Raw genomic sequence first — 25,485 nt, 5'->3', positions numbered from 1 at the left:
CGCAGGCGCCCGAATCACAGGACAGTCCATGTTCGACCTGACCGGCCGCAAGGCCCTCGTCACCGGCGCCACCGGCGGCCTCGGCGGCGCCATCGCCCGGGGCCTGCACGCGCAGGGCGCGACCCTCGCCATCTCGGGCACCCGCCAGGCGGCCCTGGAGGCCTTCGCGGCGGAGCTGGGCGGCGAGCGCGTCCACCTCGTGCCGGGCGACCTCTCCGACAAGGCCTCGGTGGAAGGCCTGGTGCCGGCAGCGGAAGCGGCCCTGGGCGGCCTCGACATCCTGGTGAACAATGCCGGCATCACCCGCGACAACCTCGTGCTGCGGATGAAGGACGACGAGTGGGACGCGGTGATCGCCGTCAACCTGTCGGCGGCGTTCCGGCTCTCGCGGGCCGCCGTGAAGGGCATGATGAAGCGCCGCCACGGCCGCATCGTGAACATCGGCTCGGTGGTGGGCGCCACCGGCAATCCGGGGCAGGTCAACTACGCCGCCGCCAAGGCTGGCCTCGTGGGCATGACCAAGGCCCTGGCCGCCGAGGTTGCCACCCGCAACCTCACGGTCAACTGCATCGCCCCCGGCTTCATCACCTCGCCGATGACCGATGCCCTGAACGACAAGCAGCGCGAGGGCATTCTCGGCCGCGTCCCCATGGGGCGGCTCGGCACCGGCACCGACATCGCCGCCGCCACGATCTACCTCGCCTCCGACGAGGCCGCCTACGTCACCGGCCAGACCCTGCACGTGAACGGCGGCATGGCGATGTATTGACGGTCGTGCCTGCGCCCCCCGGATGCATTCCCATGTATTCCGGGGCGGGGAAGGGTCGAGACCGTCGAACATCGCTGCGGCGCACCGACCAAAAAACAGGCGATTGGCTCGAAAAGGCCACACCGATGAACGGGTTGTGAACAGCCTCTCGCCAGCGTCGGAACCCTGTGTTAACACCCCGGCTGCCGTGCGAGGGGGGTGCCGATTCAGCGTGTTGCGGATGTTTGAAAAACGTGGGTCACGGACTGGACAAGTGCGGTGACTTGCCCGAAACGCGCGATCGAACACACCGGCCGCTCAATCTGAACAGTCAGTCCCGAGGACGGGACGGCGGCCACGGCACCTTCACCGACCTTCCACCAGCAAGACTCTTCACCAACAAGATCCTTGCACCATCACGACCTTGAAGAGCTAAGGACCAAGACCGATGAGCGATATCGCTGAGCGCGTGAAGAAGATCGTTGTCGAGCACCTCGGCGTTGAGCCGGAGAAGGTGGTCGAGGGCGCGAACTTCATCGATGATCTCGGCGCCGACAGCCTCGACACCGTCGAGCTCGTGATGGCGTTCGAGGAAGAGTTCAACGTCGAGATCCCCGACGATGCCGCCGAGACCATCCAGACGGTCGGCGACGCGGTGAAGTTCCTCGAGAAGAACTCCGCTTAAGGCCACGGGTCGTGCGTCAGCGGGGTCCGGTGAAACGGACCCCGCGCGCCATTCGTTGTGATGACAGGACCGGTTCGGGATAGCGCGATGCGTCGGGTAGTGGTGACGGGCTTGGGGATGGTGACGCCGCTGGCCAGCGGGGTCGAAGCCACCTGGAGCCGGTTGATCGCCGGCGAATCGGCAGCCAAGGTCGTGACGGCGTTTCCCGTCGACGACCTCGCCTGCCGCATCGCGTGTTCCGTGCCCTTCGGCGACGGCAGCGACGGCAGCTTCAATCCCGACACCTTCATGGAGGTGAAGGAGCAGCGCAAGGTCGACCCGTTCATCGTCTACGCGATGGCGGCCGCCGGCGAGGCCCTGAACGACGCCGACTGGCATCCGACCTCCTACGAGGACCAGTGCGCCACGGGCGTCATGGTCGGCTCGGGCATCGGCGGCATCGGCGGCATCTACGACGCCTCGGTGACCCTGCACGACAAGGGTCCGCGCCGGATCTCCCCCTTCTTCATTCCCGGCCGCATCATCAACCTGGCCTCCGGCCAGATCTCGATCGCGCACGGCCTCAAGGGCCCGAACCACGCGGTGGTGACGGCCTGCTCCACCGGCGCCCATGCCATCGGCGACGCGGCCCGGCTGATCCAGTTCGGCGATGCCGACGTCATGGTGGCGGGCGGCGCCGAATCGCCGGTGAACCGCCTTGCGCTCGCGGGCTTCGCCGCCTGCCGCGCCCTCTCCACCGGCTTCAACGACGATCCGACCAAGGCCTCGCGCCCCTACGACCGCGACCGCGACGGTTTCGTCATGGGCGAGGGCGCCGGCGTCGTCGTGCTCGAGGAGTACGAGCACGCCAAGGCCCGCGGCGCCAAGATCTACGCCGAGGTGATCGGCTACGGCCTCACCGGCGACGCCTACCACATCACCTCGCCGGCCCCGGACGGCGACGGCGCCTTCCGCTGCATGAGCGCCGCCGTGAAGCGCGCCGGCATCCAGGCCAGCGACCTCGACTACATCAACGCCCACGGCACCTCGACGCCCATGGGCGACGAGCTGGAGCTGAAGGCCGTGGAGCGCCTGCTCGGCGACCACGCCGCCAAGGCCTCGATGTCCTCCACCAAGTCCTCCATCGGCCACTTGCTCGGCGCCGCCGGCTCCGTAGAAGCGATCTTCTCGATCCTCGCCATCCGCGACGGCGTCCTCCCGCCGACCCTCAACCTCGACAACCCCTCCGTCGAGACCGCGATCGACCTCGTGCCGCACGAGGCCAAGCGCAAGCGGGTGGATACGGTGCTGTCGAATTCGTTCGGATTCGGTGGGACAAATGCGAGTCTGGTGATGCGGCGGGTGGATTAGCGAATAGCTTACCCATATGAAGTTTCCGACTTTCTTATTTCGACATTATGCACCCCATTTGTACCTAGAAAATTCTGAATACTGCTTATAGAGCTTTTATTTCTCGGACCTAAGTATAATTTTTTTATTGGTTTTTCTGTAGGGTCTAAGTCAAATTTCAAATCTACGAAAGCAACAGGGGTTGAATTACTATTTCTAAATTTAATTTCAGAACCCTCGATTTCTTTATCTTTTGAGTATCCTCCGACGCTACGTAATTTTCTCTGATTTTGCGTCCGATCTACCAAAAGCATGTGCACTAACCGAATTTCCAGTTCCTCGCGAAAGCCTGGATTCTTAAATGCACATAGGTCGGAAGCAAAAGTTCGAATTTTCTTTTTGCAGTCCTCGTCAAAGCTAAATATTGATAAGTCTGGAGGAGCTGCCAAGTGCTTCACATATTCTTCGGCTTCTCGAATTTGGTCATCTGTTTCATACAAGATTTCGAGAGGTCTTGCAGGAACTGAATGCATTTCATCAATCGCAAATCCAATCGCGTAACCGCTACCATCATGGCCGTACGCCCTCCACTGACTAAGGACATCACCATCTCGCGAAAAACAGCAGACGGTAGGCAAAAGATTTTCTCTAAGCTCAGGAAAAACCTGTCTTAAATAAGAAGCCAACTCGTCAGGAATTTTGTCGCCCAAACGATCAACTGCGTCATTCAGTATCTTTTCGCCCCAATGCGTTTCCGTAAAATCGTTCATTGCGAATATATCGCTAAAACGTAGCGTTTTATTTTGAATTATATTTATGAATGTTTCGGGAGAGCAGTACTGATACAAAATCTCGACATTCTTTCGATCAATAAATCTTGGCTCCATCACAGCTCCTAGCTTGTGTTGACTTCTGAATTTGCACAATTTCAATTTATAGTTGCTCGTACGCTTTCTGTCAAAAACCTTGAAATTTCAAGCAATGCTAACTATGAATGAATATCAGATTACATTACATGTCGTAGTAGAATGAATATTTGTTATTATTCTTATTAACTGATTTCAAGAGATTTGTAGATGTATTTAGTGATCTGGAAAGATTAGATTTGAAGCGCTCCGAGTCTTGCGGTTGAGCTTGCAGCCGCTTCAACACATTCGCGCCTTCGCCACAAAACCCACCAAGTTCGCGCGCCAAACTGCCCGTCTCGTGCGCCCCCCCTCGACTCGGGCGTACGGACTCCCCTAAAAAATCCGGCGGCGGCCGGGGCGGGGACCTGAGGCCCGAACAGGATGTCCATGTTCTTCCGCAAACGCCCAGATCCGGCGCAGACGCCGGTGCCCTCCCACGAGCCGGCCCTGCCCAACCGTCTCTCGCCGCGCAGCCCGAGCGAGGCGATCAAGCCCACGGCCGCGCCGCCGCCGCCCGACCGTCCGGTCCGTGAGCGCGGCGGCCTGCTGGCCCGCATCTCCGGCCTGCTCACCGCCTCGGTCGTTCTGGCCATCGCCGTGATGATCGGCGTGACCCTGTTCGAGCGCCAGACCAAGGAGCCGGGTCCGCTGCCCGCCGACAAGGTCGTGGTCATTCCGCCCCGCAGCGGCACCACCGAGATCGCCGAGGCGCTGAGCCGCGAGGGCGTCATCACCCACACCGCCCTGTTCGAGTGGGCCGCCCGCTTCTCGGGCAAGGCCCTGAAGGCCGGCGAGTACACCTTCAAGGCCCATGCCAGCATCGGCGAGGCCATCGACACCCTGGCCTCCGGCCGGCAGGTGCAGCACGCCATCACCTTCCCGGAAGGCTTGACCTCCGAGCAGATCGTGATGCGCCTCAACGACAACGACGTGCTCACCGGCGACATCAACGAGATCCCGCCCGAGGGCTCGCTCCTGCCCGACACCTACAAGTTCGAGCGCGGCGCCACGCGCCAGCAGATCGTCAACCTGATGCGCGCCAAGCAGCGCGAGGTCCTGAACCAGATCTGGCTGCGGCGCTCGGCCGAGATCCCGGTGAAGACACCGGCCGAGATGGTGACCCTGGCCTCCATCGTCGAGAAGGAGACCGGCCGGGCCGACGAGCGGCCCCGGGTCGCCGGGGTGTTCGTCAACCGCCTCAACAAGCGCATGAAGCTGCAATCGGACCCGACCATCGTGTACGGGCTCGTGGGCGGGCGCGGCACCCTCGGGCGCGGCATCCAGCGCGCCGAGATCGAGCGCGCGACGCCCTACAACACCTACGTGATCGAGGGCCTGCCCCCGGGTCCCATCGCCAATCCGGGCCGCGCCGCCCTGGAGGCGGTGGCCAACCCCTCGCGCACCAAGGACCTGTTCTTCGTGGCCGACGGCACCGGCGGCCACGCCTTCGCCGAGACCCTCGAGGGCCATTCCCGCAACGTCGCCCGCTGGCGCCAGGTCGAGCGCGCCCGCCAGACCCCGACGCCGGACGCGGTGGTCGACAAGGCCGACCCGCCGGGCGCCTCCGCCGTCCCCGGCACCGCCTCGGCCTACGCCCCCGACGGCACCAACATGGCCGCCAGCCCCGACGGCCCCGGCGGCCGGGTGAAGGCCTTCGACGCCTCGGAGGGCACCCGCCTCGACCCCCTGCGCAACAAGACCTTCGACCTGAACTCGCCCAAGACCGTGCCGGTGCTGAAGCAGCCGTAGGGGAGGGAGGCGTCGAACCGAACGCGAAGTCAGCCATGATCCTCTCCAGCATGACGGGCTTTGCCCGCGCCGCCGGCACCACCGGGCCGGTCCAGTGGGCCTGGGAGGTCCGCAGCGTGAACGGGCGCGGGCTCGACGTGCGCCTGCGGGTGCCGAACGGCTACGACGCCGTCGGGGAGGTCGCCCGCAGCGCCCTGCAGAAGAGCCTGGCGCGGGGCCAGTGCCAGCTCTCCCTCAGCCTCACCCGGCCGGAGGCGGCGCCCCGCGTCCGGATCAACGAGGCGCTGCTCGGCCAGCTCGCCGCCGCCATCGCGCGGGTGCCCCGGCCCGAGGGGCTGGCGCCCGCCACCCTCGACGGGCTCCTGGGCATCCGCGGCGTCATCGAATCCGACGAGGAGCCGGGGGCCGATGCGGAGGCCCTGGCGCACGACCTCGCCGCGGGCGTGGTCCGCCTCGTCGCCGACCTCGTGGCGGCGCGCCGCGCCGAGGGCCGGGCCCTGCGCGGGGTCATCGAGGCCCAGCTCGCCGAGATGGCCCGGCTCACCGCCGCCGCCGAGGCCTGCCCGGCCCGCAAGCCCGAGGCGGTGAAGGCGCGCCTCGCCGCCGCCGTCGCGACGCTGCTGGAGGCCGGACACCTCGACCCCGACCGCCTGCACCAGGAGGCGGTGCTGCTGGCTGCCAAGGCCGACGTGCGCGAGGAGCTCGACCGGCTCCAGGCCCACTTCGCCAGCGCGGCCGAGCTCCTGGCCGCCGGCGGCGCCATCGGGCGCAAGCTCGACTTCCTGGCCTAGGAACTCGGGCGCGAGGCCAATACCCTGTGTGCCAAGGCGAATGACATCGCGCTGTCGCGGATCGGACTCGACTTGAAGGCCGTGGTGGAGCAATTCCGGGAGCAGGTTCAGAACGTCGAGTAGGTTTTTCAGCGATGCGGGACGCTTTGACGATGGAGGCCGGGGTGATCGCGCGGCGCGGGTTCATCCTCATCCTGTCCTCGCCCTCCGGCGCGGGAAAGACGACCCTGACCCGGGCCGTGGCCGCCGACCCGAAATGGGGCCTCGACCTCTCGATCTCGGTGACGACCCGGCAGCGCCGCCCGTCCGAGATCGACGGCAAGCACTACCAGTTCATCGACCGCGAGGCCTTCGACGCCCTGCGCAGCGCCGACAACCTGCTCGAATGGGCCGAGGTCCACGGCAATTTCTACGGCACCCCGCGGCGCCCGGTGGAGAAGGTGCTGGGCGCCGGCCGGGACATGATCTTCGACATCGACTACCAGGGCACCCGACAGGTGCGGGCCAAGCTCGCCGACGACGTGGTCACGGTGTTCATCCTGCCGCCGTCGCTGGCCGAGCTCCGCCACCGCCTGGAGCGCCGGGCCGAGGATTCCCCCGATACCATCGAGAAGCGCCTCGCCAACGCCCGGCTGGAGATCCAGCGCTGGAGCGAGTACGACTACGTCATCGTCAACGACGACCTCGACGACGCCTTCCGCTCCCTGGAGGGCATCCTCATCGCCGAGCGGCTGAAGCGCGCCCGCCGCACCGGCCTGACCACCTTCGTCGAGGGCCTGCTGGCCGAGCCCGACTGACGCGCGGGTTGCCGCAGACAGGAACGTTCGTCGCACGACGGGGGTTGGCCCGCGATTCCGGTGGTCGGGGTCGAGAGGCGCGAACCCGAGAGCCGTCGCGATGCGCGAGAGGTCCTGTGACATCGCCGTGATCGGCGCCGGCACCGCCGGCCTCGCCGCCGTCCACGCCGCCCGCAACGGCGGCGTCGATGCCGTCCTGATCGAGGCCGGGCCCGGCGGCACCACCTGCGCCCGCGTCGGCTGCATGCCCTCCAAGCTGCTGATCACCGCCGCCAACGCCGCCCACGCGGCGCGTCACGCCGGGGTCTTCGGCATCGACGCCGGCCCGGTGCGGGTCGACGGCCGGCGGGTGATGGACCGCGTCCGGCGCGAGCGCGACCGCTTCGTGGCCGGCGTCCGCGCGGGCGTCGACGCGTTGCCCGCCGAGGCCCGCATCGCCGGCCGCGCCCGCTTCACCGGCCCCGACACCCTGGCGGTCGACGATCACACCACCCTGCGCGTCCGCGCCGCGATCGTCGCCACCGGCTCGAGCCCGGCCATTCCCGAGCCCCTGCGCGATCTCGGCGACCGGCTGCTCACCAGCGACACGGTGTTCGAGATCACCGACCTGCCGGCGTCCCTGGCGGTGCTCGGCGGCGGCGCCGTCGGCCTCGAACTGGCCCAGGCCATGGCCCGCCTCGGCGTGGCCGTCACCCTGTTCGACCCCGGCACGCACCTCGCCTCCCTGCGCGACGACGGCCTCGCCGAGACCGCCCGCCGGCTCTTCGGGGCCGAGATGACCCTCCACCTGGGCAGCCGAGTCACCGAGGGCGAGCGCGACGGGGAGGGCGTGCGCCTGACCTGGACCGACGCGAGCGGGACGCCCGCGACCGGCACCTTCGCGCGGGTCCTCGCGGCGGCCGGGCGTCCGCCCAATGTCCGGCATCTCGGCCTGGAGGCCGCCGGCCTCGCCCTCGACGAACACGGCCTGCCGGCGTTCGACGCCCGCAGCCTGCTCTGCCACGACGGCCCGGTCTTCATCGCGGGGGACGCCAATGCCGACCGCCCGGTGCTGCACGAGGCCGCACGCCAGGGCCGGATCGCCGGCGCCAACGCCGTCCGCCTGATCGCCTTCGGCCGCGCGGCAGTCGAAGCGCCCCGGCGCTGGACCAACCTCGCCATGGTCTTCACCGAGCCGCAGGCGGCGAGCGTCGGGGCGCCGCACGATCCCGCGGACGCGTCCCGCGTCGTCGGCACCGTCGATTTCTGCGACCAGGGCCGGGCGCGGATCATGGCGGAGAATGCCGGCGGCCTGCGCCTGCACGCCGATCGCAGCGGCACCCTCACGGGGGCCGAGATGTTCGGACCGGCCTGCGAGCACCTCGCGCAGTTCCTCGCCCTCGCCATCGAGGACGGGCTGACCGCCGGCGCACTCCTCGACCGGCCGTTCTACCACCCGACGGTGGAGGAGGGGCTGAAGACCGCCCTGGAGGCGATCGTCGCGGCGTTGGACCCATGAGCCGGGCCTGCGCGCGACGGCCTGTGTCCGTCAGACCGGCGTCATCGCGGCCGCGGCGGCCACCCGGCCGCGATGGCTCGTCACCGTGTTGCCCACCGAGGCCACCACGATGCAGGCGATGGCCAGCCACTCCGTGGGGGTGAGCTGCTCGCCGAGGATCGCGAGGCCGGCGAGGGAGCCCACGGCCGGCTCGAGGCTGAGCAGGACGCCGAAGCTCTGCTTCGACAACCGCTTCAGGGCGACCATCTCCAGCGTGTAGGGCAGGGCGCTCGACAGGGCCGCCACCGCGAGGCCGAACCCGAGCATCGCCGGCTGCAGCAGCAGGGTCCCCGCCTTCGCGATGCCGAACGGCAGCACGACCAGGGCCGCCACCGACATGCCGAGGGCCACCGCCCGTCCGCCGTGGAGATGGCCGACGCGCTGGCCGAAGACGATGTAGAGCGCCCAGCACAGGGCCGCGCCGAGGGCGCAGGCGACACCGACGGGATCGAGGCCGGTGGAGAGGTCGCCGACGGGCAGCAGCAGCGACAGGCCGAGGATGGCGCAGCCGATCCAGGCGAAATCGATTCCCCGGCGCGAGACCGCGAGGGCGAGGGCCAGCGGCCCGGAGAATTCGATCGCGATGGCGAGGCCGAGCGGGATCGTGCGCAGGGAGAGGTAGAACAGCAGGTTCATCGCGCCCAGCACGACCCCGTAGCGCAGCAGGGCGCTGCGGTCGGCGCGGCTGGGACGCAGGCGCCAGGGCCGCCAGATCGCCACGAGCATCAGCGCCGAGAGGCCGACCCGCAGGGCGGTCGTGCCCTCCGCACCCAGGATCGGGAACAGCTGCTTGGCGTAGGAGGTGCCGACGCTGAGCGAGACGATGCTGCCCAGCAGGGCGGCGACGGGAAGCAGCGTGGCGGCGAGGCCAGCGGGCCTCGAAGATCCTTGCGGTGCGGGCGCCATGGTGCGTTCGTCAGGCCGCCGGCGGCAGGATCATCGCCCGCCGGGCTTCCAGCGCCTGCCAGAGCAGCAGGGCGGGAAGACCGAGGACGATGTCGGGCACGCGCTTGATCAGCGACAGGGCGAGGGCGGTTCCCGCATCGATGCCGAAGAGGCTGCCGAGCAAGACGAAGCCGCCCTCCTGAACGCCGAGACCGCTCGGCACCGGGAAGGCCGCCGACTTGATGGCCTGGCTCAGGGCCTCGATCACCACGACTTCGGTGAAGCTCACCGAATCGACGCCGATGCAGGTGAGGGCGATCCAGATCTCCAGGGCTCCGAGCCCCCAGGCGGCGAGGTGCAGCAGGACGGACGCCGCGAGCGTCCCGCGCCGGCCCGGCGCCCAGACGGCATCGAGCGCGTCGTAGACGCTGCCGCCGGGCGGCGACGGATCGACGGGTTCGCCACGAAAGACGCGGCGCAGGGCCTTGACCACCTTGCCCCCGGCTGCCCGCGCCGCGGCGCTGCGCTGGACCGCCAGGAACGCCGCCAGCAGCAGGGCGGTGACCGCGAGGGCGCGCAGGACCCAGGTGGCCAAGGCCTGCGCGGCCTCGCCGCCGACCTGAAGCAGAAGGCCCACCCCCGCCAGGGCGAAGACCGCCTGGGTCCCGGCCTGGAACAGCATGTCGACCAGGATCGAGGCCGCCGCCAGGGTCCCGGTGGTCCCCCAGAAGGTCAGCAGGCGTCCGCCTACGACGTCGCCCCCGACGGAGGCCACCGGCAGCAGCACGTTGATGCCCTCGCGGACGAGGCGCAGCAGCACGAAGGCTCCGGTCCGGGCCTGTCCCAGTCCCGCGAGCCCCTGGACGACGCAGCCCCAGGCGAGGCCGCACAACAGGATCACCGACACCCGCACCAGCACGATGGCCGCGAGGCCTCCGGGACCGACCCGGCCGAAGGCGTCGGCGACGGCTGCGAGATCGTTGGTGGCGATGAGCCAGACGCCGAGGCCCAGGCCGAGGAGGGTTCCGACCAGGGGAAGGCGTCGCAGGACGCGGCGCCCGAGACGCGCCGGCCAGGATGGCGCAGAAGCGGGGCGTTCGGCGATCCGGGTCGTCGCGAAGCGCGGATCGTCAGGCATCGGACCCGTTCCGAATCGTCCGTCTCAAGGCGCCCCGCTCCCGCATCCGTCCTGCCGGGACAGCGATCCCGACGTCCCGTTCCGACGCGCGGCCCCGGCTCAGCCGCGCGACGCGTCCGCTGCGTCCGGCAGGGTTAGGCGGCCTTTGGGGCCGAAATCGGGGAACAGCGCGTCCACGGATTGGGCCGGCGTGGCCTGCGGGTCAAGCAGGTGGATGCGCTGCTTGGCGAGGCTGTCCGCGGTGACCACCGCGAGAGCGCGCTTGGGACACGGGCCGAGGCACCCGACTTCGACCACGCGAAGCTTGCGCGCCGTGACGCGCCGCTTGAGTTCACCCTTGAGGCGCCGCCGCACCGAGCCCTTCTTCAGACCCTGGCGCTTGACGCACTTGCTGCAGACGAGCACCAATTCCGTGAACCCCGCCCGCGCCATGCGGATCCGCGCCGGGCGTGCGGCGTCCTTGTCCTTGTCATCCATCCCTTGCCTTGTCATCCATGCCCTGCCTTGTCATCCATGCCGTGACCGGTGTCCCGTGCGGACCCCGGCGCCCAGGCTCCCGCCACCAGGGCGGCACGCCTTAAAAAGGGCCGAAAAACAACGGATTCGTCGGGCTCAACACGAGGACGGCGAGAGGGCTCCACAGGCGTGACCATATGCATCGTCATCTGGCTCGTGCAGACTTGCTGCCCGTGATGGTGAGTCCGCAGTCGACCTTGAACGCGCCGAGCCTCGGGAACATGAAGTCATGAGTACCGACGAGGTCAAGCAGACCGACCGCGTGCGGGGGGTGATCGATATCGCCCTGCGTTCCCTGCCGGATCTGCGTCGCAACGCCGAGACGGTCGATCCGATTTCACGGAGCCGCGTCCCGGCCCTCCTGCGCCGGGCGCAGGAACGGCTCGATTGGCGCCAGCTCCCGGGCCTGCGGCCACCGTCGAGCAAGCCGGTGAATCTCGTCCGTAGCTTGCTTCGGCAATTCGGCTTCTTCGTCCTGCTGCCGACGGCCCTCGCGGGCATCTATTTCTACGTCTTCGCCGCCGACCAGTACGTGGCCGTGTCGCAGTTCGCCGTGCGCGGCAACGTCGAGCCGATGGAGGAAAGCTCGGGCGGTCAGTTCTCCGACCTGATCATGAAGCACAACAGCCAAGACAGTTTCATCATCCGGGATTTCGTCGAGAGCCGCGCGATCGTCGCCAAGATGGAAGAGAGCCTTCACGTCTCGAAGATGTTCTCCCGCCCGGAAGCGGATTTCTGGACACGCTACCGGGTCGACCAGTCCATGGAGGAACTGGTCAAGTACTGGAACAAGCATGTCGGCACCCGGATCGAGGTGCTCTCCGGCATCATCACGCTGAGCGTGCGCGCGTTCACGCCGGAGGATGCCCTGGCGATCAATCGCGGGATCGTGGAGCGCAGCGAAGCGCTCATCAACGACATCTCCCGCCGGGCCCAGGCCGACATGGTCAAGCATGCCGAGGCCGAGGCGGCGAAGGCGCAGGAGCGCCTGCGCAACGCGCACCTTGCCCTTCAGGTCTTCCGGAACCGCTGGGGCATCATCGATCCGGCCAAGGCCGCCGAATCGACCCTGACGACGATCACGACGTTGCGGAAGGATCGGCTCAAGGCCGAGTCCGACCTCGCGGTCCTGCGCGGTTCGAATCTCGGCGAGCAGTCCCGCAGCATCCAGAATCTGGCCTCGACCGTGGCGGCCCTCGATCAGCAGATCAAGAAGCTGACCGACCAGCTCACCAGCGACGGCCTGTCGGGCTCCGACGCCTCGAACAACATGACCCGCGCCCTGCTCGAATACGAGGGCCTGCAGGTCGAGCGCGTCATCGCCACCAAGCTCAACGAATCCGCGAACCTGATGGTCGACCGGGCCCGCATCGCCGCCAACAAGCAGCAGATCTACCTGGCGACCTTCGTCGAGCCCGCCCTGCCCGACGATTCGATCTTCCCACAACGCGGCTACAGCATCATGGTCGTCTTCTTCGGCTGCCTGGTGGTCTGGAGCTCGTTCGCCCTCATCCTCGCGGGCATCAACGACCAGCGCCTCTGATCCGCCTCACGCCCCGGTCGTTCCCGCCAGCACGCACGTCCTGCCAGCACGCATGTCCGAATTCTCCGATCTCATCGCCCGCGCGGTCAATCCCGCCATGTCCCGCGACGAGCGGGAGGCGGTCTACGGCGTCGTCAAGCAGGCGGTCGAGCGGTTGCAGGCCCGCGACGGCCTGGAGCCGAACGATCCGCGCAGCGCCCTGCAGCAGCATCTCGTCGAGGAGACGATCCGCGACGTGGAAGCCGACATCGCCCGGTTCCATTCGATGGAGAAGCTGGAGCGCGCCCACGAAGCCCAGATGGCCGCCGAGCGCGCCAGCAGTGGCCAGTAGGGCGGGCCCCCGTCCGGCCCGCCATTCCGGTCGCCGTGTTCAGCCGTAGGCCGCCATGGCCCGGGCGCTGCCGGGCTCGGCCACCGAGAGGCCGGCATCGACGTACTCGTTGAGCTTGTTGCGCAGGGTCCGGATCGAGATGCCGAGGATCTTGGCGGCATGCGTCCGGTTGCCGAGGCAATGGTCCAGGGTGTCGAGGATGAGGTCGCACTCGACCTGCGCCACGGTCTGCCCCACGAGGCCGCGCGTGGCGGCCTCCGCCACACGGGCGGCACGCTCGGCCGGACCGGCCGAGACCGGTGCGATGCTGTCGCCTTCCGGGGTGAGGATCGCGTCGGGCCCGATCTCGGCGCCGGAGGCCAGCAGCACCGCGCGGTGCAGGGTGTTCTCGAGTTCGCGGACGTTGCCGCGCCAGGGGTTGGCCCGCACCAGGCCCTGTGCCTCGACGCTGAGGGGCCGCACCGGCACGCCATTCATCTCGGCGTATTTCTTGGCGAAGTGCGCCGCCAGCGCGAGGATGTCGGCGGGGCGCTCACGCAGGGCCGGCAGGCGCAGGTGCACGACGTTCAGCCGGTAGTAGAGATCCTCGCGGAAGGTGCCCTTGCGGACCTCCTCCACCAGGTTGCGGTTGGAGGTGGCGAGCACGCGGATGTCGACTTTCACGGGCGCGGTCCCGCCGACCCGGTCGATCACCCGCTCCTGCAGGGCGCGCAGGAGCTTCGACTGCAGCCGCACGTCCATCTCGGAGATTTCGTCGAGCAGGAGCGTGCCCCCGTGGGCCTCCTCGAAGCGGCCGATGCGGCGCGCCACGGCGCCCGTGAAGGCCCCCTTCTCGTGCCCGAACAGCTCGGATTCCAGCAGCGCCTCGGGGATCGCGGCGCAGTTCACCGAGACGAAGGGCCGGTTGGCGCGGTTCGACTTGCCGTGGAGGTGACGGGCCAGGACCTCCTTGCCGGTGCCGCTCTCGCCCGTGATGAGCACGGAGGCCTCGGAGCGCGCCACTTGCTCGGCGAGCTTGACCACCTTCTCCATGGAGGCGTCGCGCCAGACGAAGGCCCGCCCATCCTCGGAGACCGCCTGCAGCACCGCTGCGATCAGCTCGGGATCGGGGGGCAGGGGGATGTATTCCCGGGCCCCGGCCTGGATCGCGGCCACCGCCGCCTTGGCGTCCGTGGTGACACCGCAGGCGATGACGGGGGTGCGGATGCGCTCCTCGGCCAGGGCCGTCACCAGGTCGCGGATCGCCAGGGCCACGTCGATCATGATGAGATCGGCGCCCTTGGCCCGCAGCACCGCGAGGCCCTGGGCGAGGCTCTCGGCGTTGGTGACGGCCGCGCCCCGGTTCATGGCGATCTTGGAGGCGGTGATCAGCTCGCCGTTGAGGCGTCCGATGATGAGTAGCCGCATGGCTCGGGGTCTCCGTCAGGTTCGGCTTCGCGCGGGGGGCGCGGCGGCCGGAAAGGCGAGGGGGGGTCAGTGATCGCTCTTGATGATCTCGGTCATCGTCACGCCGAGGCGATCCTCGACGAGCACCACCTCGCCGCGCGCCACGAGGCGGTTGTTGACGAAGATGTCGATGGCCTCGCCGACCTTGCGGTCGAGTTCCAGCACCGCGCCGGGCTGGAGCCGGAGCAGGTCGCCGATCGGCATGCGCGAGGAGCCGAGCACCGCCGAGACCACCACCGGCACGTCGAAGACCTGCTCTAGGTCGGCGGCGCTCTTCGGCGTGGTGGGCGTCTCGCGGATCGACTCAGTGCCGAGGCCGTCGAAGGAGGCATCGCCGCCGTTGAGCTGGGGCAGGCTGAAATCATCGGACATGCGGAGGCTTCTCGGTCTGGATTCGGGTCGGGCGGGCGGATCAGGCGGGAATGCCGAGGGCGGAGAGCACTGCGGCTTCGATCTGGGTCCGGTCCCGGACCACGCCGCCATCGGCCCATTCCATGCGGGCGTCGCCCGGCGCGAGATCGGGTTCGCCGAGCACCACCAGGCGGCCCTCGAAGCCGCGCTCGCGGGCGAGGCGCTTCACCAGGGCCTCGGACTCGTCGACCAGGCTCTCGTGCACCCGGACGACGAGGTGGGGCACGCCGCGCAGGTGCTGGAGCGCGGCACGGGCGGCGTCGCCGATCGCCGCCAGGGGCTGCGCGTCCAGGGCCTCGCCGGCGATCTTGCGGGCGAGCAGGATGGCGAAGTCGAGCGCCTCGTCCTCGCGCGCCTGGTCCCGGGCGTCCGACTGCCCGATCAGGCCCGCCGCGGCGAGCCCGACCCGGGTGAGGGCGTCGGACAGGCGCGCCTGGATCTGCTGCTCGGCCAGGGCCTGGCCCTCGCGCACGCCGCGTGCATAGCCCTCGGCCTCGGCGCGGGCGACGGTCTCCGCCAGGGCGGCCGCCTCCTGGGCGGCGACCGGGCTGTCGGGCCGGGGCCGAAAATCGGTGTCGAAGAGGAAGCGGCGCGCGTTCAATAGACCAGCTCCTCCTCGCCGCTCGACTTGGCGATCATGATCTCGCCCTTCTCGGCAAGCTCCTTGGCCAATTCGGTCATCTTGGCCTGCGCCTCATCCACGTCCTTCAGGCGGATCGGCCCGAGGGAGCCCATCTCGTCGGTGATGTTCTTGGCCGCGCGGGTGGACATGTTCTTCAAAAAGAAGTTGCGCACCCGGTCGTCAGCGCCCTTGAGGGCCCGGCACAGGGTCTCGTTGTCGACCTTGCGCAGCAGCGTCTGGACGCTGCCGGCATCGAGCTTGAGGAGGTCCTCGAAGGTGAACATCAGCTGGCGGATCTTCTTGGCCGAGCCGCGATTGGCCTGGTCGAGGGCCGTCAGGAAGCGGCCTTCCGTCTGTCGGTCGAAGGCGTTGAAGACGTCGGCCATCAGCTCGTGGGCGTCGCGGCGCGTGGTCTGCGCGATGGTCGAGACGAACTCGACCCGCAGGGTCTCCTCGATGTGGCGCAGGGCCTCCTTCTGCACCGTCTCCATCCGCAGCATCCGGTTCAGGACGTCGATGGCGAATTCCTCGGGGAGGATGGTGAGCACCCGGGCCGCGTAGTCCGAGCGCACCTTGGAGAGCACCACCGCGACGGTCTGCGGGTACTCGTTGCGCAGGAAGGACGCCAGGATCTCCGGATCGATCTGGGTCAGGCTCGCCCAGACGCGCTTGCCCGAGGCGCCCTTGATTTCCGCCATGATCGAGGAGACCTGATCGGTCGGGAAGATCTTGAGGAGCAGGGATTCCGTCCGCTCGAAGTTCGAGGTGATGCCGCCGCCGGAGGACAGGCGGGACACGAAGTCGACGATGAGCTTCTCGACCGTCTCGGCCTCGAGCGAGCCGAGCTGCACCATGGCGTGCGAGACGAGCTTCACCTCGTCCTCGTCGAGCATCTGCCAGATCGGCGCGCCCTCGCTTTCCCCGAGGAGGAGCAGGAGCGCGGCGGCGCGCTGGGCGCCGGTCATGGCGCCGAAGGCACCGTTGTTGCCCTTGGCGAGTTCCGCCTGGATGTTCAGTCCCGAAGACATGGTCTCAACGCCTCACGGTCGGGTGGGGAAACAGGACGCGCATCAGCTTTCGTGAATCCAGTTGCGGAGCACTTCCACGGTCTCGCTCGGGCTGGCGCGGACCATGTCGACCACGCGCTGGACGGTCTCGGCCTGGACCTTGCCGTTGAGCTGCGCGAAATCCACGAGGCGTGCGGTCGGGTTGTCGGGCGGCACCATCAGCGCCTCGGCGCCCGCCATCGCCCCGGCCGCTCCGGCGCCCGAGACCAGGGCGATCTGGATCGGCTCCGAGGCTAGGACCTTCTTCAGGAGCGGGCGCACCACCGCCATCAGGACGATCAGGATCAGCATCGTCAGGACGCCGAGCTCGACGATCCGCATCACCTCCTCCTTCGAGGGGCTCAGCAGCGACTGGACCAGGGACGGCTCGGCGAACTCGGCCGGGACCGGGGTCTCGGCGAAGCGGAGGTTCACCACCTCGACCTGATCGCCGCGCGCCTTGTCGAAGCCGACGGCCGAGCGCACCAGGGCGGCGATGCGATCGACCTCGGCCGCCGGGCGCGGCTGGTAGACGGGCTTGCCGTCCGGGCCGGGCACGTAGGCGCCATCGACGACCACCGCCACGGAGAGGCGCTTGATCCGGCCGCCCTCGGCGACCTCCGTCTTGGTCACCCGGGAGATCTCGTAATTCGTGGTCTCCTCATTCTTGTTCGTGGAGTCCTTCTGGGTCGGTGTCTGGCCGGGCTGGTTGGCACCCGGGAGTTCGTTGCCGACGCTGACCGCGCCCTCGGCGCCCCCCGTCAGCGAATTCTCGGTCCGGGTCTGGGTCGAGCGCACCACCCGGCTCTCGGGATCGAAGCTCTCGGACTTGCTCTCGATGCGGTTCAGGTCGAGTTCGGCGCTGACCTGGATGCGGGCGCGCCCGGCGCCGACGATGCCGGCGACGATCTCCTCGATCTGCGAGCGCAGGCGGCGCTCGATGCCGACCTGCTTCTCCTCCATGCCGGCGCCGGTCTCGGCCTCGGCCCCGCGGGCGCCGTCCGCGAGCAGGCGCCCGCGCTCGTCGACGATGGAGACCCGCTCCGGCTTCAGGCCCTCGACGGCGGAGGCCGCGAGGTGGCGGATGGCGCGGACCTGGGACGGGTCGAGGTCGCCCATCAGCTTGAGCACGATGGCGGCGCTCGGCGTCTCACGGTCGCGCTCGAACAGGCGCCGCTCGGGGATGACGAGGTGGACCCGCGCCGCCTGGACCCGCCCGATGGCGCGGATGGAGCGGGACAGCTCGCCCTCCAGGGCGCGCAGGTGGTTCACGTTCTGCACGAAGTTGGTCGACGAGAAGGCGTCGCCCTTGTCGAAGATCTCGTAGCCGACGCCGGCGGCGCTCGGCAGGCCCTTGCCGGCGAGGTCCATGCGCAGGCGCGGCAGGTCGGCCCGGGGGGCCAGGATGGTCTGGCCCGCATCCCCCTTGGTCTCGTACTTGATGCCGCGCGCGTCGAGGTCACGGATCACGGCCGAGGAATCCGACATCGACAGGTCGGCGAAGAGCACGCCCATGTCGGGCTTGGAGACGCGCAGGATCACGAAGGCGAAGAAGCCGATCAGCGTCATCGTGACGGCGGCCATGGCGGCGAGGCGCGCCGGGCCCAACTTGGTCACGAGGTCAAGGACCGGTTTCACGACGCGACGCACCCACCCGAGACGCGGCACCGGACTGCCGGCACCCGCTGGGCAAAATTTGCCTGGGTCGTGGTTAGCGCGGAGTTAACATTCCTGAACGAAGCAGGGTCGCAGGCACGGATGCACGCCGGAAAACGCGAAAGCCGCGCCCGGGTGAGGGGACGCGGCTTCCGGGTTCGGCAAGGGAGGCGACGGGGTCCGACAGGGACCCCGGCCGTCGCCCGGCTCAGTGGCGGTAGTGCTGGATGCGCGTGGTGCGCAGGCCGGCCAGACCGTGCTGATCGATGGAGAACTGCCAGCTCAGGAACTCCTCGGTGGTGAGGGTGTAGCGCTGGCAGGCCTCCTCGAGGCTGAGCAATCCGCCTCTGACGGCGGCGACCACTTCGGCCTTGCGACGGATCACCCATCGACGGGTGGTGGTCGGCGGAAGGTCCGCAATGGTTAACGGACTTCCATCAGGCCCGATGACGTACTTTACTCTCGGGCGGCTTGGTTCGGTCATGATACGCTCTACAACTCGACTGACCTGTCGAGATTGGAAGCTACTTGTACCCACTTAAGATATCTTGAAGCGGATCGATCGCATTGGATTCGCCCTGTTCGTCATGTGGACAACCCAGCTCCGATGTCCCGGACGGTGGAGATCGGCACCCTTGATTTGCCGACCAACAGCACCGGCTCGGTGCCACTGAGATCGACGCTGTCGACGGTTCCGCTCACCTTGGTGTCGACGGCCACCTTCGACCCCGTGGCGTCCACGGCATCGACCTTGATCGCGTAGGTTCCGTTGGGCGCGGTGAAGCCGCTGGACGAGCGCCCGTCCCAGGTGAAGGCCTGTTCGCCCGCGTTGAGCGCCTTGGTCTGCGTGGCCACCACGTTGCCCTTGGCGTCGCTGATCGTCATCGTCGCCTGCTTGGCCGCCCGGGCCGGATTTAGCGTCCAGGTCGCAGCCCCGTCCTTGAGGGCGGTGGACTTCCCGTCCGCCGTGATCGTCTGGCCGATGAATCCGGTGGCGGAGGCGGCACTCGACGACTTGGCGTTGCTCAGGATCGAGTCGAGGCGGTCGTTCGACTTCAGCTGCTGCTCGACGCCGGCATATTGCACCAGCTGCTGGGTGAACTGGTTGGTGTCCATCGGGTCGAGGGGGTTCTGGTTCTTCAGCTGCGTCGTCAGCAGCGTCAGGAACTGGGTGAAGTTGCCCGCGATCTCCTGCGTCGAGGAACTGGTGCTCGCCACGCCGGCCGAGGCCGTGCTGGCGAGGCTGCTGATGCCCGTTGTCATCGTGGTGAATCCTCAGATGCGGATGTCGATGCCGAGGACGGCGCCGTAGCGGCGCAGCGGAACGGCGGAAATGGGGGTGGGCTCGCGGGATTCGGCGCCGGAGCGCGCAGACCCGCCCGCGTCGGGCCGCTGCCCGTCCGCGCCGGAACCGTTCGACTGGCCATTGGCCGAGCCGTCCCCGCGGAGCGACAGGGTGATGCTGCCATCGGCGGCGTTGAGGCCGGCCTGGTTGAGCGCCTGCTGCAGGCTGCCGGCGTCGCGCTGGAGCAGCGCCAGGGTCTCGGGGCGGTCGACCACAAGGCTTGCCTGGACCGCGCCGGTCTCCTTGTCGATGTCGAGATTGACGTCGATGCGGCCGAGATCCTTCGGATCGAGGCGGATCTCGAACTGGTTGCTGCCCGCAAGCGAGCGCAGGCCGATCGTCATCGGCACGGCGCCAAGGGGGACCGGTGCCGGTGCCGGCGCGCCCGGTGCGCTCGGGGCGAACGCCTCCGCCCCCTTCGCGTGCGCCGTGGCCGGCGTCACCGGGGACGGCGTCGCCGGGGCGGCGGGCGTCAGGTCGGTGCGGGCGGCATCCGAGGCAAGGGCGAGGCCGGCCGCGAATTCGCCCTGTGGCTTGCCGTTGCCCGGCTCACCGCTCTCGGACCCCTCGTCGCCGTCCGAAGGTGCCTTGACCTTCAGCCCGGGCGGCCCCTGGGCCGCGCTTCCGCTCGGGTTCGTGCCCACGGCCACCACCGGTGCGGCCGTGCCGGACGGGTCCGCGTCGGCAGCCGCTCCGCCGGCGCTGCCCGCCGCTGCGCCCTGCGCGGCCGAGGCAAGGGCATTGAGAGGCGGGGCGGTGGGAGGCGGGGCGTTCGGCAAGAACATGAGCGGCGTGGCGGTCCCGGCCTGCGCGGCGGCCTGGCTCTCCTCCGGCTTATCAGCGGCCGCGGTCTCCCCGCCCGCCGTGGTGCCGCCGGGCGTGCCGGTCTCGGTCGTGTCCTGGCCCGCGCTGGCCCCAGGCGCCGCGTTCGTGTCGTTGCGCGTAGCCTGCGCCTTGCCGGGTACGCCGGGACCGGCGGAGTCGCTCGTGCCGCGAGCCTCGGCGCCGGCAGCGCCCGGCTTGGCATTTGCCGGAGCGCGGGCCTCGCCCGCCTTGGTTTGGTTCGCCTCGGCTTGGTTCACCTTGGTTTGGTTCGCCTCGGCCTTGTCCGCCTTGGCCGCCCGGGCGTCGGCGGCGGCCTTTGCGCTGTCGCGGGCCTGCGTCGCCTCACGGGTCGCCGCCGCGTCGTTGGCGCGCTGGGCGGCGATCCGGTCGTTGCGGTCTTCGGCCGCCGCACGGTCGTCCCGGGCCCGGGCGTCGGCGGCCCGCGGACGGGGATCGGGTGCGGGCGGGTCGAGACGGAACGCGGCGGCGGCCGCTCCCCGTGACGGAACCGCGCTCGGCGAAGCCGTGCGCCGGGACGATGTGTTCCACTCGATCGATGAGACAGCCATGGCGACAATCCTCTACGATCCCTTCCTCAGCAAGGCGCAGGCCAGCGCAACCGAAGCGCAAGACCCTGAGAGAGAACGGTTTTTTACCAGGCGGCCTGTCCCGCCCTGGCTCAGGAGGGCAAATCCTGCCGGGCGCCCGGCAGCTTTCGCCCGTCCGCCGGCGCCCTGCGCGGGGACACACCGGGCGCATCCGCCTCCCTGGAACTCGCGGGCGAGGATCGCTATAGACTCACGCGCGGGGCCGGACCGGTCCCTCCCGGCACACCCTGGCGCGATGAATTCCCTCGATCTTCCCAAGGCCCCGCACGAGACGCGCGTCGTCGTCGCCATGTCGGGCGGCGTCGATTCCTCCGTCGTGGCCGGGCTCCTGAAGCGGCAGGGCTACGACGTCGTCGGCATCACGCTCCAGCTCTACGATCACGGTGCCGCCACCCATCGCAAGGGTGCCTGCTGCGCCGGGCAGGACATCCACGACGCGCGCCGCGTGGCCGAGACCCTGGGCATTCCCCATTACGTCCTCGATTACGAGGACCGCTTCCGGGAATCGGTGATCGACCGCTTCGCCGAGAGCTACCTCGCCGGCGAGACGCCGATCCCCTGCGTCGAGTGCAACCGCTCGATCAAGTTCCGCGATCTCCTGCGCACCGCCCGGGACCTTGAGGCCGACTGCCTCGCCACCGGGCACTACGTGGCGAGCCGGCCCGAGGCCACCGGCGGACGCGGGCTCTACCGCGCCCTCGATCCGGCCCGGGACCAGAGCTACTTCCTCTACGCCACCACGGCGGACCAGCTGGATTTCCTGCGCTTCCCCCTGGGCGAGCTCCCCAAGGACGAGACCCGCCGCCTCGCCCGCGACCTCGGCCTGGCCGTAGCCGAGAAGGCCGACAGCCAGGACATCTGCTTCGTGCCCCAGGGGCGCTACGCCGACGTGATCGCGCGGCTGCGGCCGGACGCGGCCCGGGCCGGGGAGATCGTCGATCTCGGCGGTCAGGTGCTCGGGCAGCACGAGGGCATCATCCACTACACCGTCGGCCAGCGCCGGGGCCTGCGCCTCGCGGTGGGCGAGCCGCTCTACGTCATCCGCCTCGAGCCCGAGACCGCCCGGGTCGTGGTCGGCCCGCGCGCGGCGCTGGCCACCAGCCGGATCCGCATCACCGACCTGAACTGGCTCGGCGGCGCCGGCCCGGTCGAGAACCTGCCCGTGGCGGTGCGCGTGCGCTCGACCCGGGAGCCGCGACCGGCGCTCCTCAGCCGCGAGGCCGCGGGCGGCGGAGCCGAGATCGTCCTGGCCACGCCGGAGGACGGCGTCTCGCCCGGACAGGCCTGCGTGATCTACGCCGATGACGGCCCGCGCGCCCGCGTCCTCGGCGGTGGCACCATTCGGCGCATCGACGCGTTGGCGACCGGCGCGGCCGAAGCGGCCTGACCGGATCACGCCCCGAACCACCCCTATCCCCCAACAGGACGACGAGATCGACATGCTGAGCGAGCCGCGGGAGGCCGGTCCGAGCACCGCCCTGATGCGCAAGGCCTATGCGCGCTGGGCGCCGGTCTACGACGTCGTCTACGACAAGCTGACGGAGCCGGCCGCCCGCGACGCGGTGGAAGCGGCCGTCGCCTGCGGTCCGCGCATCCTCGAGGCCGGCGTCGGCACCGGCCTGTCGCTGGGCTACTATCCGCCGACGAGCTTCGTCTGCGGCGTCGATCTCTCCGAGGACATGCTCAAGCGGGCGCGCGCCAAGGTGCTGCGCCGCGGCCTGCGCCACGTGCGTGGCCTCCAGGTGATGGATGTCTGCCGCCTCGGCTACGCCGATGCGAGCTTCGACGCCGTGGTGGCGCAGTTCCTCATCACCCTGGTGCCCGACCCGGAGGCCGCCCTCTCCGAGTTCCTGCGCGTGGTCCGGCCGGGCGGCGAGATCGTGCTCGCCAACCATTTCGGCCAGAATGCCGGCACGCTGGCCAAGGTCGAGGAGATCGTGGCGCCGCTCTGCACCAAGATCGGCTGGTCCTCCGACTTCAAGTCGAGCCGGATCGAGGCCTGGGCCCGCGCCAACGGCGTCGAGTTCATCGGCGTCTCGCCGACCTTCCCGGGCGGGTTCTTCAAGATCCTGCGGATGCGCAAGCGCGGGTGAGTGCGCCGACGCCTCCGGCCGACGAAGCGCCGACCCGGCTGAAGCGCCTCCTCCGCTGGGGACCACTCCTGCTCCTCGTCTGCGCCGCCCTGGCCGTGCTGGCCTCCGGCGCCTCGCACCTTCTCAGCCTCGACCGGCTGCTCGCCTCCCGGGCCTGGCTCAACGCCTGGGTGGCCGAGGACCGCTTCCGCGCGATGGTGGTCGCCTATCTCGTCTATGTCGGCGCCGTGGTGGTCTCGATCCCGGCCTCGCTCTTCCTGACGATGCTCTGCGGATTCCTGTTCGGGATCGTGCCCGGCGCCCTCGTGGCCGTCGCCTCCGCCACCACGGGGGCCGCGATCGTGTTCACCATCGGCCGCGGCGCGGCCGCCGACCTGCTGCTGCGTCGGGCCGGGCCCCGGCTCGCGAGCCTCGCGGCGGGCTTTCGCGAGGACGCCTTCGGCTACATCGCCGTCCTGCGCCTGCTGCCGATCTTTCCGTTCTGGATGACCAACCTCGCCCCGGCCGCCTTCGGAGTGAAGCGCAGCACCTTCGTGCTGGCGACCCTCGTGGGTCTCCTGCCGGGGGCCTTCGTGTATGCCGCCACCGGCGCGGCGATCGAGGACGTGGTGCTGGCGCACGAGACCGCCAAGGCGGCCTGCCTTGCCGCCGACGGCCTCGATTGCGAGAACGCCCTGACGCTGCGGGCGCTGATCACCCCCAAAATGGTGCTCGGCCTCGGCGCTCTCGCGGCTTTAGCCCTGATCTCGGTATTCCTACGACGTCGCGTTCAGGCGCGGCGCCGGTTAGAGTCCTGATCGAATTTGGCCATACATCTGATCTAAAAAGTTGCATCTCCGGACGCAGCCTAATGCGGTCCGGGACGTTGGTGGGCAATCGCGCTCCGAGCCGTCGCCCTGAAAACGCCACTGGACCACGCTCCAGATCGGGTTCACGCCGTCACCCGCCGCGCCGTTGGGACACCGGAAACGCGAAGTACCGAGATGGCTGTGACGTCGCGCGTCGAATTTCAGCAGGAGGCGGCCGCGGCGAATCCCGTGGCTGCGCGCGGTCTCGGCCGGCATCTCGGCCTCTCGGGTCGCCTCTTCCTGCTCACCGTGGCGTTCGTCGCGCTGATCGAGGTGCTGATCTACGTCCCCACGGTGGCGAATTACCGCCGGATGTGGCTGTCGGACCGGATCGCCGCCGCCCAGGTGGCCGCCCTCGTCCTCGACGCCGCGCCCGACCAGCAGGTCTCGGAGGGCCTGTCCCAGCGCCTGCTCGACGGTGCGGGCGCGCGCGCCATCGCGGTGCGCGGCAACGGCACCCGCCGGCTCCTCGCCAACGAGACGGTGCCGGACACGGTCTCGGACATCATCGACCTGCGGTCGGAGCATTGGATCCGGTCGATCCGCGGCGTCGCCCGGACGCTCCTGATCGAATCGAACGATCCGATACGGGTGATCGGGCACGGCCGTGACGGCTTCGACCTCGTGGAGATCCTGATGGATCCCCGCCCTTTGCGGCTGGCCGTGGCGGATTTCTCGATCCGGCTGGCCCTGTCGTCCATGGCGCTGGCGGCGACGGTGGCGGGCCTGATCTTCCTCGTCCTGCAGCGGGCGATCGTGCGGCCGGTGCGCCGGCTCGTCCAGAACATCACCAGCTTCGCCGACGACCCGGAGGCGATCGACGGCGTGATCGTGCCTTCGCGCCGGACGGACGAGATCGGCCATGCCGAGATCGCGCTCGCCCGCATGGAGACCGCCCTGGCGAGCGAGCTGCGCGAGAAGCGGCGGCTCGCCGGACTCGGATTGTCGGTGAGCAAGATCAACCACGAACTGCGCAATCTGCTGACCACGGCGCAGCTCCTCAGCGACCGCCTCGACGGCGTCGCCGATCCGGTCGCCCAGCGGGTGGCGCCGCGCCTCGTCGCCACCCTGGATCGGGCGATCCGGTTCTGCGAGGAAACCCTGGCCTATGGAAGGGCGACGGAGCGCAACCCGAACCGCCGCCTCGTGCCCATCGCCCAGATCGTCGCCGAGCAGGCGGACCTCGCCGGGCGAGGACGCGATTCGAAGATCGTCATCCGCGAACTCTGCCCGAGCGAGCTCCGGATCTTCGTCGACCCGGACCAGTTCTCGCGCGCCCTCGCCAACATCGTCCGGAACGCCGTCCAGGCGCTGAGCCCGCAGGGGACCGGCTACGAGGCGCCGTCCCAGGAGAATCCCGAGATCACCATCCGGGCCCGTCGCGCGGGCCAGCCCGGCGCCGGCGAGACGACGATCCTCGTCGCCGACAACGGCCCAGGCCTGCCGCCGCGGGCCCGCGAGCACCTGTTCTCCCCGTTCAAGGGCTCGTCGCGTTCCGGCGGCACCGGCCTTGGCCTCGCCATCGCGTCGGAGCTGATCGAGCTGAACGGCGGACGCCTCAGCCTCGACGACACCGCCGCCGGGACCTGCTTCCGCATCACGATCCCGGACGCCGCCGGCGCCTGACC

Annotated in this window: 24 protein-coding genes and 1 pseudogene; 13 read left to right on the top strand and 12 right to left on the bottom strand. The window is 69.2% G+C overall.

The features are described from left to right. Positions 1 to 28: 28 nt before the first annotated feature. The 3 genes from fabG (at position 29) to fabF (ending at position 2,783) form a co-directional block, all read left to right on the top strand. Entirely contained in the window at positions 29 to 769 is a 741-nt protein-coding gene (gene fabG / locus CRT23_RS10675) for a 3-oxoacyl-[acyl-carrier-protein] reductase (RefSeq protein ID WP_055957977.1), read from the top strand. Between the two features lie 427 nt (positions 770 to 1,196). Further along, positions 1,197 to 1,433: an acyl carrier protein gene (locus tag CRT23_RS10670; RefSeq protein WP_018044468.1), complete on the top strand. Its 237-nt coding sequence runs from the start codon at positions 1,197 to 1,199 to the stop codon at positions 1,431 to 1,433. Between the two features lie 87 nt (positions 1,434 to 1,520). Next, positions 1,521 to 2,783 (top strand): beta-ketoacyl-ACP synthase II, encoded by a 1,263-nt coding sequence (gene fabF, locus CRT23_RS10665; protein ID WP_055957980.1) that lies wholly within the window; start codon positions 1,521 to 1,523, stop codon positions 2,781 to 2,783. 8 nt (positions 2,784 to 2,791) lie between these two features. On the opposite strand, the gene CRT23_RS10660 is transcribed toward fabF, so the two are convergent. Next, entirely contained in the window at positions 2,792 to 3,532 is a 741-nt protein-coding gene (locus CRT23_RS10660; RefSeq protein WP_181017314.1) for a DUF2971 domain-containing protein, read from the bottom strand. Positions 3,533 to 4,057: 525 nt separating this feature from the next. Here CRT23_RS10660 and mltG point away from each other — a divergent pair. The 4 genes and pseudogenes from mltG to CRT23_RS10640 all read left to right on the top strand — a co-directional run bounded on the left by mltG (position 4,058) and on the right by CRT23_RS10640 (position 8,505). Then, positions 4,058 to 5,419 carry an endolytic transglycosylase MltG gene (gene mltG / locus CRT23_RS10655; RefSeq protein ID WP_103709663.1) on the top strand — a complete coding sequence of 454 codons (1,362 nt, stop codon included), beginning with the start codon at positions 4,058 to 4,060 and terminating at the stop codon, positions 5,417 to 5,419. Between the two features lie 35 nt (positions 5,420 to 5,454). Continuing rightward, a pseudogene (locus CRT23_RS10650) lies at positions 5,455 to 6,333 on the top strand (YicC/YloC family endoribonuclease). 11 nt (positions 6,334 to 6,344) lie between these two features. Next, entirely contained in the window at positions 6,345 to 7,007 is a 663-nt protein-coding gene (gmk, locus tag CRT23_RS10645) for a guanylate kinase (protein ID WP_055957988.1), read from the top strand. A gap of 100 nt (positions 7,008 to 7,107) precedes the next feature. Then, positions 7,108 to 8,505, top strand: coding sequence for a dihydrolipoyl dehydrogenase (locus CRT23_RS10640; protein WP_103709662.1), 1,398 nt, complete (start codon positions 7,108 to 7,110; stop codon positions 8,503 to 8,505). 30 nt (positions 8,506 to 8,535) lie between these two features. Here the strand turns inward: CRT23_RS10640 and CRT23_RS10635 are convergent, their stop codons facing one another. The 3 genes from CRT23_RS10635 to CRT23_RS10625 form a co-directional block, all read right to left on the bottom strand. Beyond that, the gene (locus CRT23_RS10635; protein WP_103709661.1) at positions 8,536 to 9,450 is read right to left on the bottom strand and encodes an EamA family transporter; all 915 of its coding nucleotides are present in this window, start codon (positions 9,448 to 9,450) and stop codon (positions 8,536 to 8,538) included. 10 nt (positions 9,451 to 9,460) lie between these two features. Next, on the bottom strand, positions 9,461 to 10,567 hold the full coding sequence (locus CRT23_RS10630; RefSeq protein ID WP_103709660.1) for a lysylphosphatidylglycerol synthase domain-containing protein: 1,107 nt from the start codon (positions 10,565 to 10,567) through the stop codon (positions 9,461 to 9,463). Between the two features lie 99 nt (positions 10,568 to 10,666). Then, a complete protein-coding gene (locus CRT23_RS10625; RefSeq protein ID WP_103709659.1) occupies positions 10,667 to 11,044 on the bottom strand; it encodes a (2Fe-2S) ferredoxin domain-containing protein in 378 nt (125 codons plus the stop codon). Between the two features lie 268 nt (positions 11,045 to 11,312). On the opposite strand from CRT23_RS10625, the gene CRT23_RS10620 reads away from it, so the two are divergent. Beyond that, on the top strand, positions 11,313 to 12,626 hold the full coding sequence (locus tag CRT23_RS10620; protein WP_103709658.1) for a capsule biosynthesis protein: 1,314 nt from the start codon (positions 11,313 to 11,315) through the stop codon (positions 12,624 to 12,626). Between the two features lie 52 nt (positions 12,627 to 12,678). Then, positions 12,679 to 12,957: a hypothetical protein gene (locus tag CRT23_RS10615; RefSeq protein ID WP_103709657.1), complete on the top strand. Its 279-nt coding sequence runs from the start codon at positions 12,679 to 12,681 to the stop codon at positions 12,955 to 12,957. A 39-nt stretch (positions 12,958 to 12,996) separates the two neighbouring features. Here the strand turns inward: CRT23_RS10615 and CRT23_RS10610 are convergent, their stop codons facing one another. The 8 genes from CRT23_RS10610 to CRT23_RS10575 all read right to left on the bottom strand — a co-directional run bounded on the left by CRT23_RS10610 (position 12,997) and on the right by CRT23_RS10575 (position 20,877). Then, the gene (locus CRT23_RS10610; RefSeq protein ID WP_103709656.1) at positions 12,997 to 14,364 is read right to left on the bottom strand and encodes a sigma-54 dependent transcriptional regulator; all 1,368 of its coding nucleotides are present in this window, start codon (positions 14,362 to 14,364) and stop codon (positions 12,997 to 12,999) included. A 66-nt stretch (positions 14,365 to 14,430) separates the two neighbouring features. Next, complete coding sequence (gene fliN / locus CRT23_RS10605) at positions 14,431 to 14,775, bottom strand: flagellar motor switch protein FliN (RefSeq protein WP_055958008.1); 345 nt, start codon at positions 14,773 to 14,775, stop codon at positions 14,431 to 14,433. Positions 14,776 to 14,815: 40 nt separating this feature from the next. Further along, entirely contained in the window at positions 14,816 to 15,415 is a 600-nt protein-coding gene (locus CRT23_RS10600) for a FliH/SctL family protein (protein WP_103709655.1), read from the bottom strand. Then, positions 15,412 to 16,464 carry a flagellar motor switch protein FliG gene (fliG, locus tag CRT23_RS10595; RefSeq protein WP_055958014.1) on the bottom strand — a complete coding sequence of 351 codons (1,053 nt, stop codon included), beginning with the start codon at positions 16,462 to 16,464 and terminating at the stop codon, positions 15,412 to 15,414. Before fliG ends, CRT23_RS10600 begins: the two co-directional genes overlap by 4 nt. Before the next feature lie 42 nt (positions 16,465 to 16,506). Further along, on the bottom strand, positions 16,507 to 18,120 hold the full coding sequence (gene fliF, locus CRT23_RS10590; RefSeq protein WP_103709732.1) for a flagellar basal-body MS-ring/collar protein FliF: 1,614 nt from the start codon (positions 18,118 to 18,120) through the stop codon (positions 16,507 to 16,509). Positions 18,121 to 18,346: 226 nt separating this feature from the next. Beyond that, entirely contained in the window at positions 18,347 to 18,622 is a 276-nt protein-coding gene (locus CRT23_RS10585) for a DUF1153 domain-containing protein (RefSeq protein WP_018044452.1), read from the bottom strand. Between the two features lie 101 nt (positions 18,623 to 18,723). Then, positions 18,724 to 19,401: a flagellar hook capping FlgD N-terminal domain-containing protein gene (locus CRT23_RS10580; RefSeq protein ID WP_103709654.1), complete on the bottom strand. Its 678-nt coding sequence runs from the start codon at positions 19,399 to 19,401 to the stop codon at positions 18,724 to 18,726. 12 nt (positions 19,402 to 19,413) lie between these two features. Beyond that, positions 19,414 to 20,877 carry a flagellar hook-length control protein FliK gene (locus tag CRT23_RS10575; protein ID WP_103709653.1) on the bottom strand — a complete coding sequence of 488 codons (1,464 nt, stop codon included), beginning with the start codon at positions 20,875 to 20,877 and terminating at the stop codon, positions 19,414 to 19,416. Between the two features lie 274 nt (positions 20,878 to 21,151). Between CRT23_RS10575 and mnmA the strand changes: the two genes are divergently transcribed. The 4 genes from mnmA (at position 21,152) to CRT23_RS10555 (ending at position 25,483) form a co-directional block, all read left to right on the top strand. Beyond that, positions 21,152 to 22,303 (top strand): tRNA 2-thiouridine(34) synthase MnmA, encoded by a 1,152-nt coding sequence (gene mnmA, locus CRT23_RS10570; protein WP_103709652.1) that lies wholly within the window; start codon positions 21,152 to 21,154, stop codon positions 22,301 to 22,303. Between the two features lie 52 nt (positions 22,304 to 22,355). Then, complete coding sequence (locus CRT23_RS10565; protein ID WP_055958025.1) at positions 22,356 to 23,009, top strand: class I SAM-dependent methyltransferase; 654 nt, start codon at positions 22,356 to 22,358, stop codon at positions 23,007 to 23,009. Further along, a complete protein-coding gene (locus CRT23_RS10560; protein WP_103709651.1) occupies positions 23,006 to 23,806 on the top strand; it encodes a VTT domain-containing protein in 801 nt (266 codons plus the stop codon). The genes CRT23_RS10565 and CRT23_RS10560 overlap by 4 nt, the downstream gene beginning before the upstream one ends. A 186-nt stretch (positions 23,807 to 23,992) precedes the next feature. Further along, positions 23,993 to 25,483: a HAMP domain-containing sensor histidine kinase gene (locus CRT23_RS10555; protein ID WP_055958031.1), complete on the top strand. Its 1,491-nt coding sequence runs from the start codon at positions 23,993 to 23,995 to the stop codon at positions 25,481 to 25,483. Positions 25,484 to 25,485: the final 2 nt, after the last annotated feature.

Origin of the sequence: Methylobacterium sp. V23 (assembly GCF_002917135.1) — a bacterium.
Classification (GTDB): domain Bacteria; phylum Pseudomonadota; class Alphaproteobacteria; order Rhizobiales; family Beijerinckiaceae; genus Methylobacterium.
This window is presented reverse-complemented; position numbering and strand designations above follow the sequence as displayed.

What these genes read in the sequence shown, in the direction of transcription:
- fabG (WP_055957977.1), top strand. Translation starts at nt 29, where the DNA reads ATGTTCGACCTGACCGGCCGCAAGGCCCTCGTCACCGGCGCCACCGGC.
- CRT23_RS10670 (WP_018044468.1), top strand. Translation starts at nt 1,197, where the DNA reads ATGAGCGATATCGCTGAGCGCGTGAAGAAGATCGTTGTCGAGCACCTC.
- fabF (WP_055957980.1), top strand. Translation starts at nt 1,521, where the DNA reads ATGCGTCGGGTAGTGGTGACGGGCTTGGGGATGGTGACGCCGCTGGCC.
- CRT23_RS10660 (WP_181017314.1), bottom strand. Translation starts at nt 3,532, where the DNA reads ATGAACGATTTTACGGAAACGCATTGGGGCGAAAAGATACTGAATGAC.
- mltG (WP_103709663.1), top strand. Translation starts at nt 4,058, where the DNA reads ATGTTCTTCCGCAAACGCCCAGATCCGGCGCAGACGCCGGTGCCCTCC.
- gmk (WP_055957988.1), top strand. Translation starts at nt 6,345, where the DNA reads ATGCGGGACGCTTTGACGATGGAGGCCGGGGTGATCGCGCGGCGCGGG.
- CRT23_RS10640 (WP_103709662.1), top strand. Translation starts at nt 7,108, where the DNA reads ATGCGCGAGAGGTCCTGTGACATCGCCGTGATCGGCGCCGGCACCGCC.
- CRT23_RS10635 (WP_103709661.1), bottom strand. Translation starts at nt 9,450, where the DNA reads ATGGCGCCCGCACCGCAAGGATCTTCGAGGCCCGCTGGCCTCGCCGCC.
- CRT23_RS10630 (WP_103709660.1), bottom strand. Translation starts at nt 10,567, where the DNA reads ATGCCTGACGATCCGCGCTTCGCGACGACCCGGATCGCCGAACGCCCC.
- CRT23_RS10625 (WP_103709659.1), bottom strand. Translation starts at nt 11,044, where the DNA reads ATGGATGACAAGGACAAGGACGCCGCACGCCCGGCGCGGATCCGCATG.
- CRT23_RS10620 (WP_103709658.1), top strand. Translation starts at nt 11,313, where the DNA reads ATGAGTACCGACGAGGTCAAGCAGACCGACCGCGTGCGGGGGGTGATC.
- CRT23_RS10615 (WP_103709657.1), top strand. Translation starts at nt 12,679, where the DNA reads ATGTCCGAATTCTCCGATCTCATCGCCCGCGCGGTCAATCCCGCCATG.
- CRT23_RS10610 (WP_103709656.1), bottom strand. Translation starts at nt 14,364, where the DNA reads ATGCGGCTACTCATCATCGGACGCCTCAACGGCGAGCTGATCACCGCC.
- fliN (WP_055958008.1), bottom strand. Translation starts at nt 14,775, where the DNA reads ATGTCCGATGATTTCAGCCTGCCCCAGCTCAACGGCGGCGATGCCTCC.
- fliG (WP_055958014.1), bottom strand. Translation starts at nt 16,464, where the DNA reads ATGTCTTCGGGACTGAACATCCAGGCGGAACTCGCCAAGGGCAACAAC.
- CRT23_RS10585 (WP_018044452.1), bottom strand. Translation starts at nt 18,622, where the DNA reads ATGACCGAACCAAGCCGCCCGAGAGTAAAGTACGTCATCGGGCCTGAT.
- CRT23_RS10580 (WP_103709654.1), bottom strand. Translation starts at nt 19,401, where the DNA reads ATGACAACGGGCATCAGCAGCCTCGCCAGCACGGCCTCGGCCGGCGTG.
- CRT23_RS10575 (WP_103709653.1), bottom strand. Translation starts at nt 20,877, where the DNA reads ATGGCTGTCTCATCGATCGAGTGGAACACATCGTCCCGGCGCACGGCT.
- mnmA (WP_103709652.1), top strand. Translation starts at nt 21,152, where the DNA reads ATGAATTCCCTCGATCTTCCCAAGGCCCCGCACGAGACGCGCGTCGTC.
- CRT23_RS10565 (WP_055958025.1), top strand. Translation starts at nt 22,356, where the DNA reads ATGCTGAGCGAGCCGCGGGAGGCCGGTCCGAGCACCGCCCTGATGCGC.
- CRT23_RS10555 (WP_055958031.1), top strand. Translation starts at nt 23,993, where the DNA reads ATGGCTGTGACGTCGCGCGTCGAATTTCAGCAGGAGGCGGCCGCGGCG.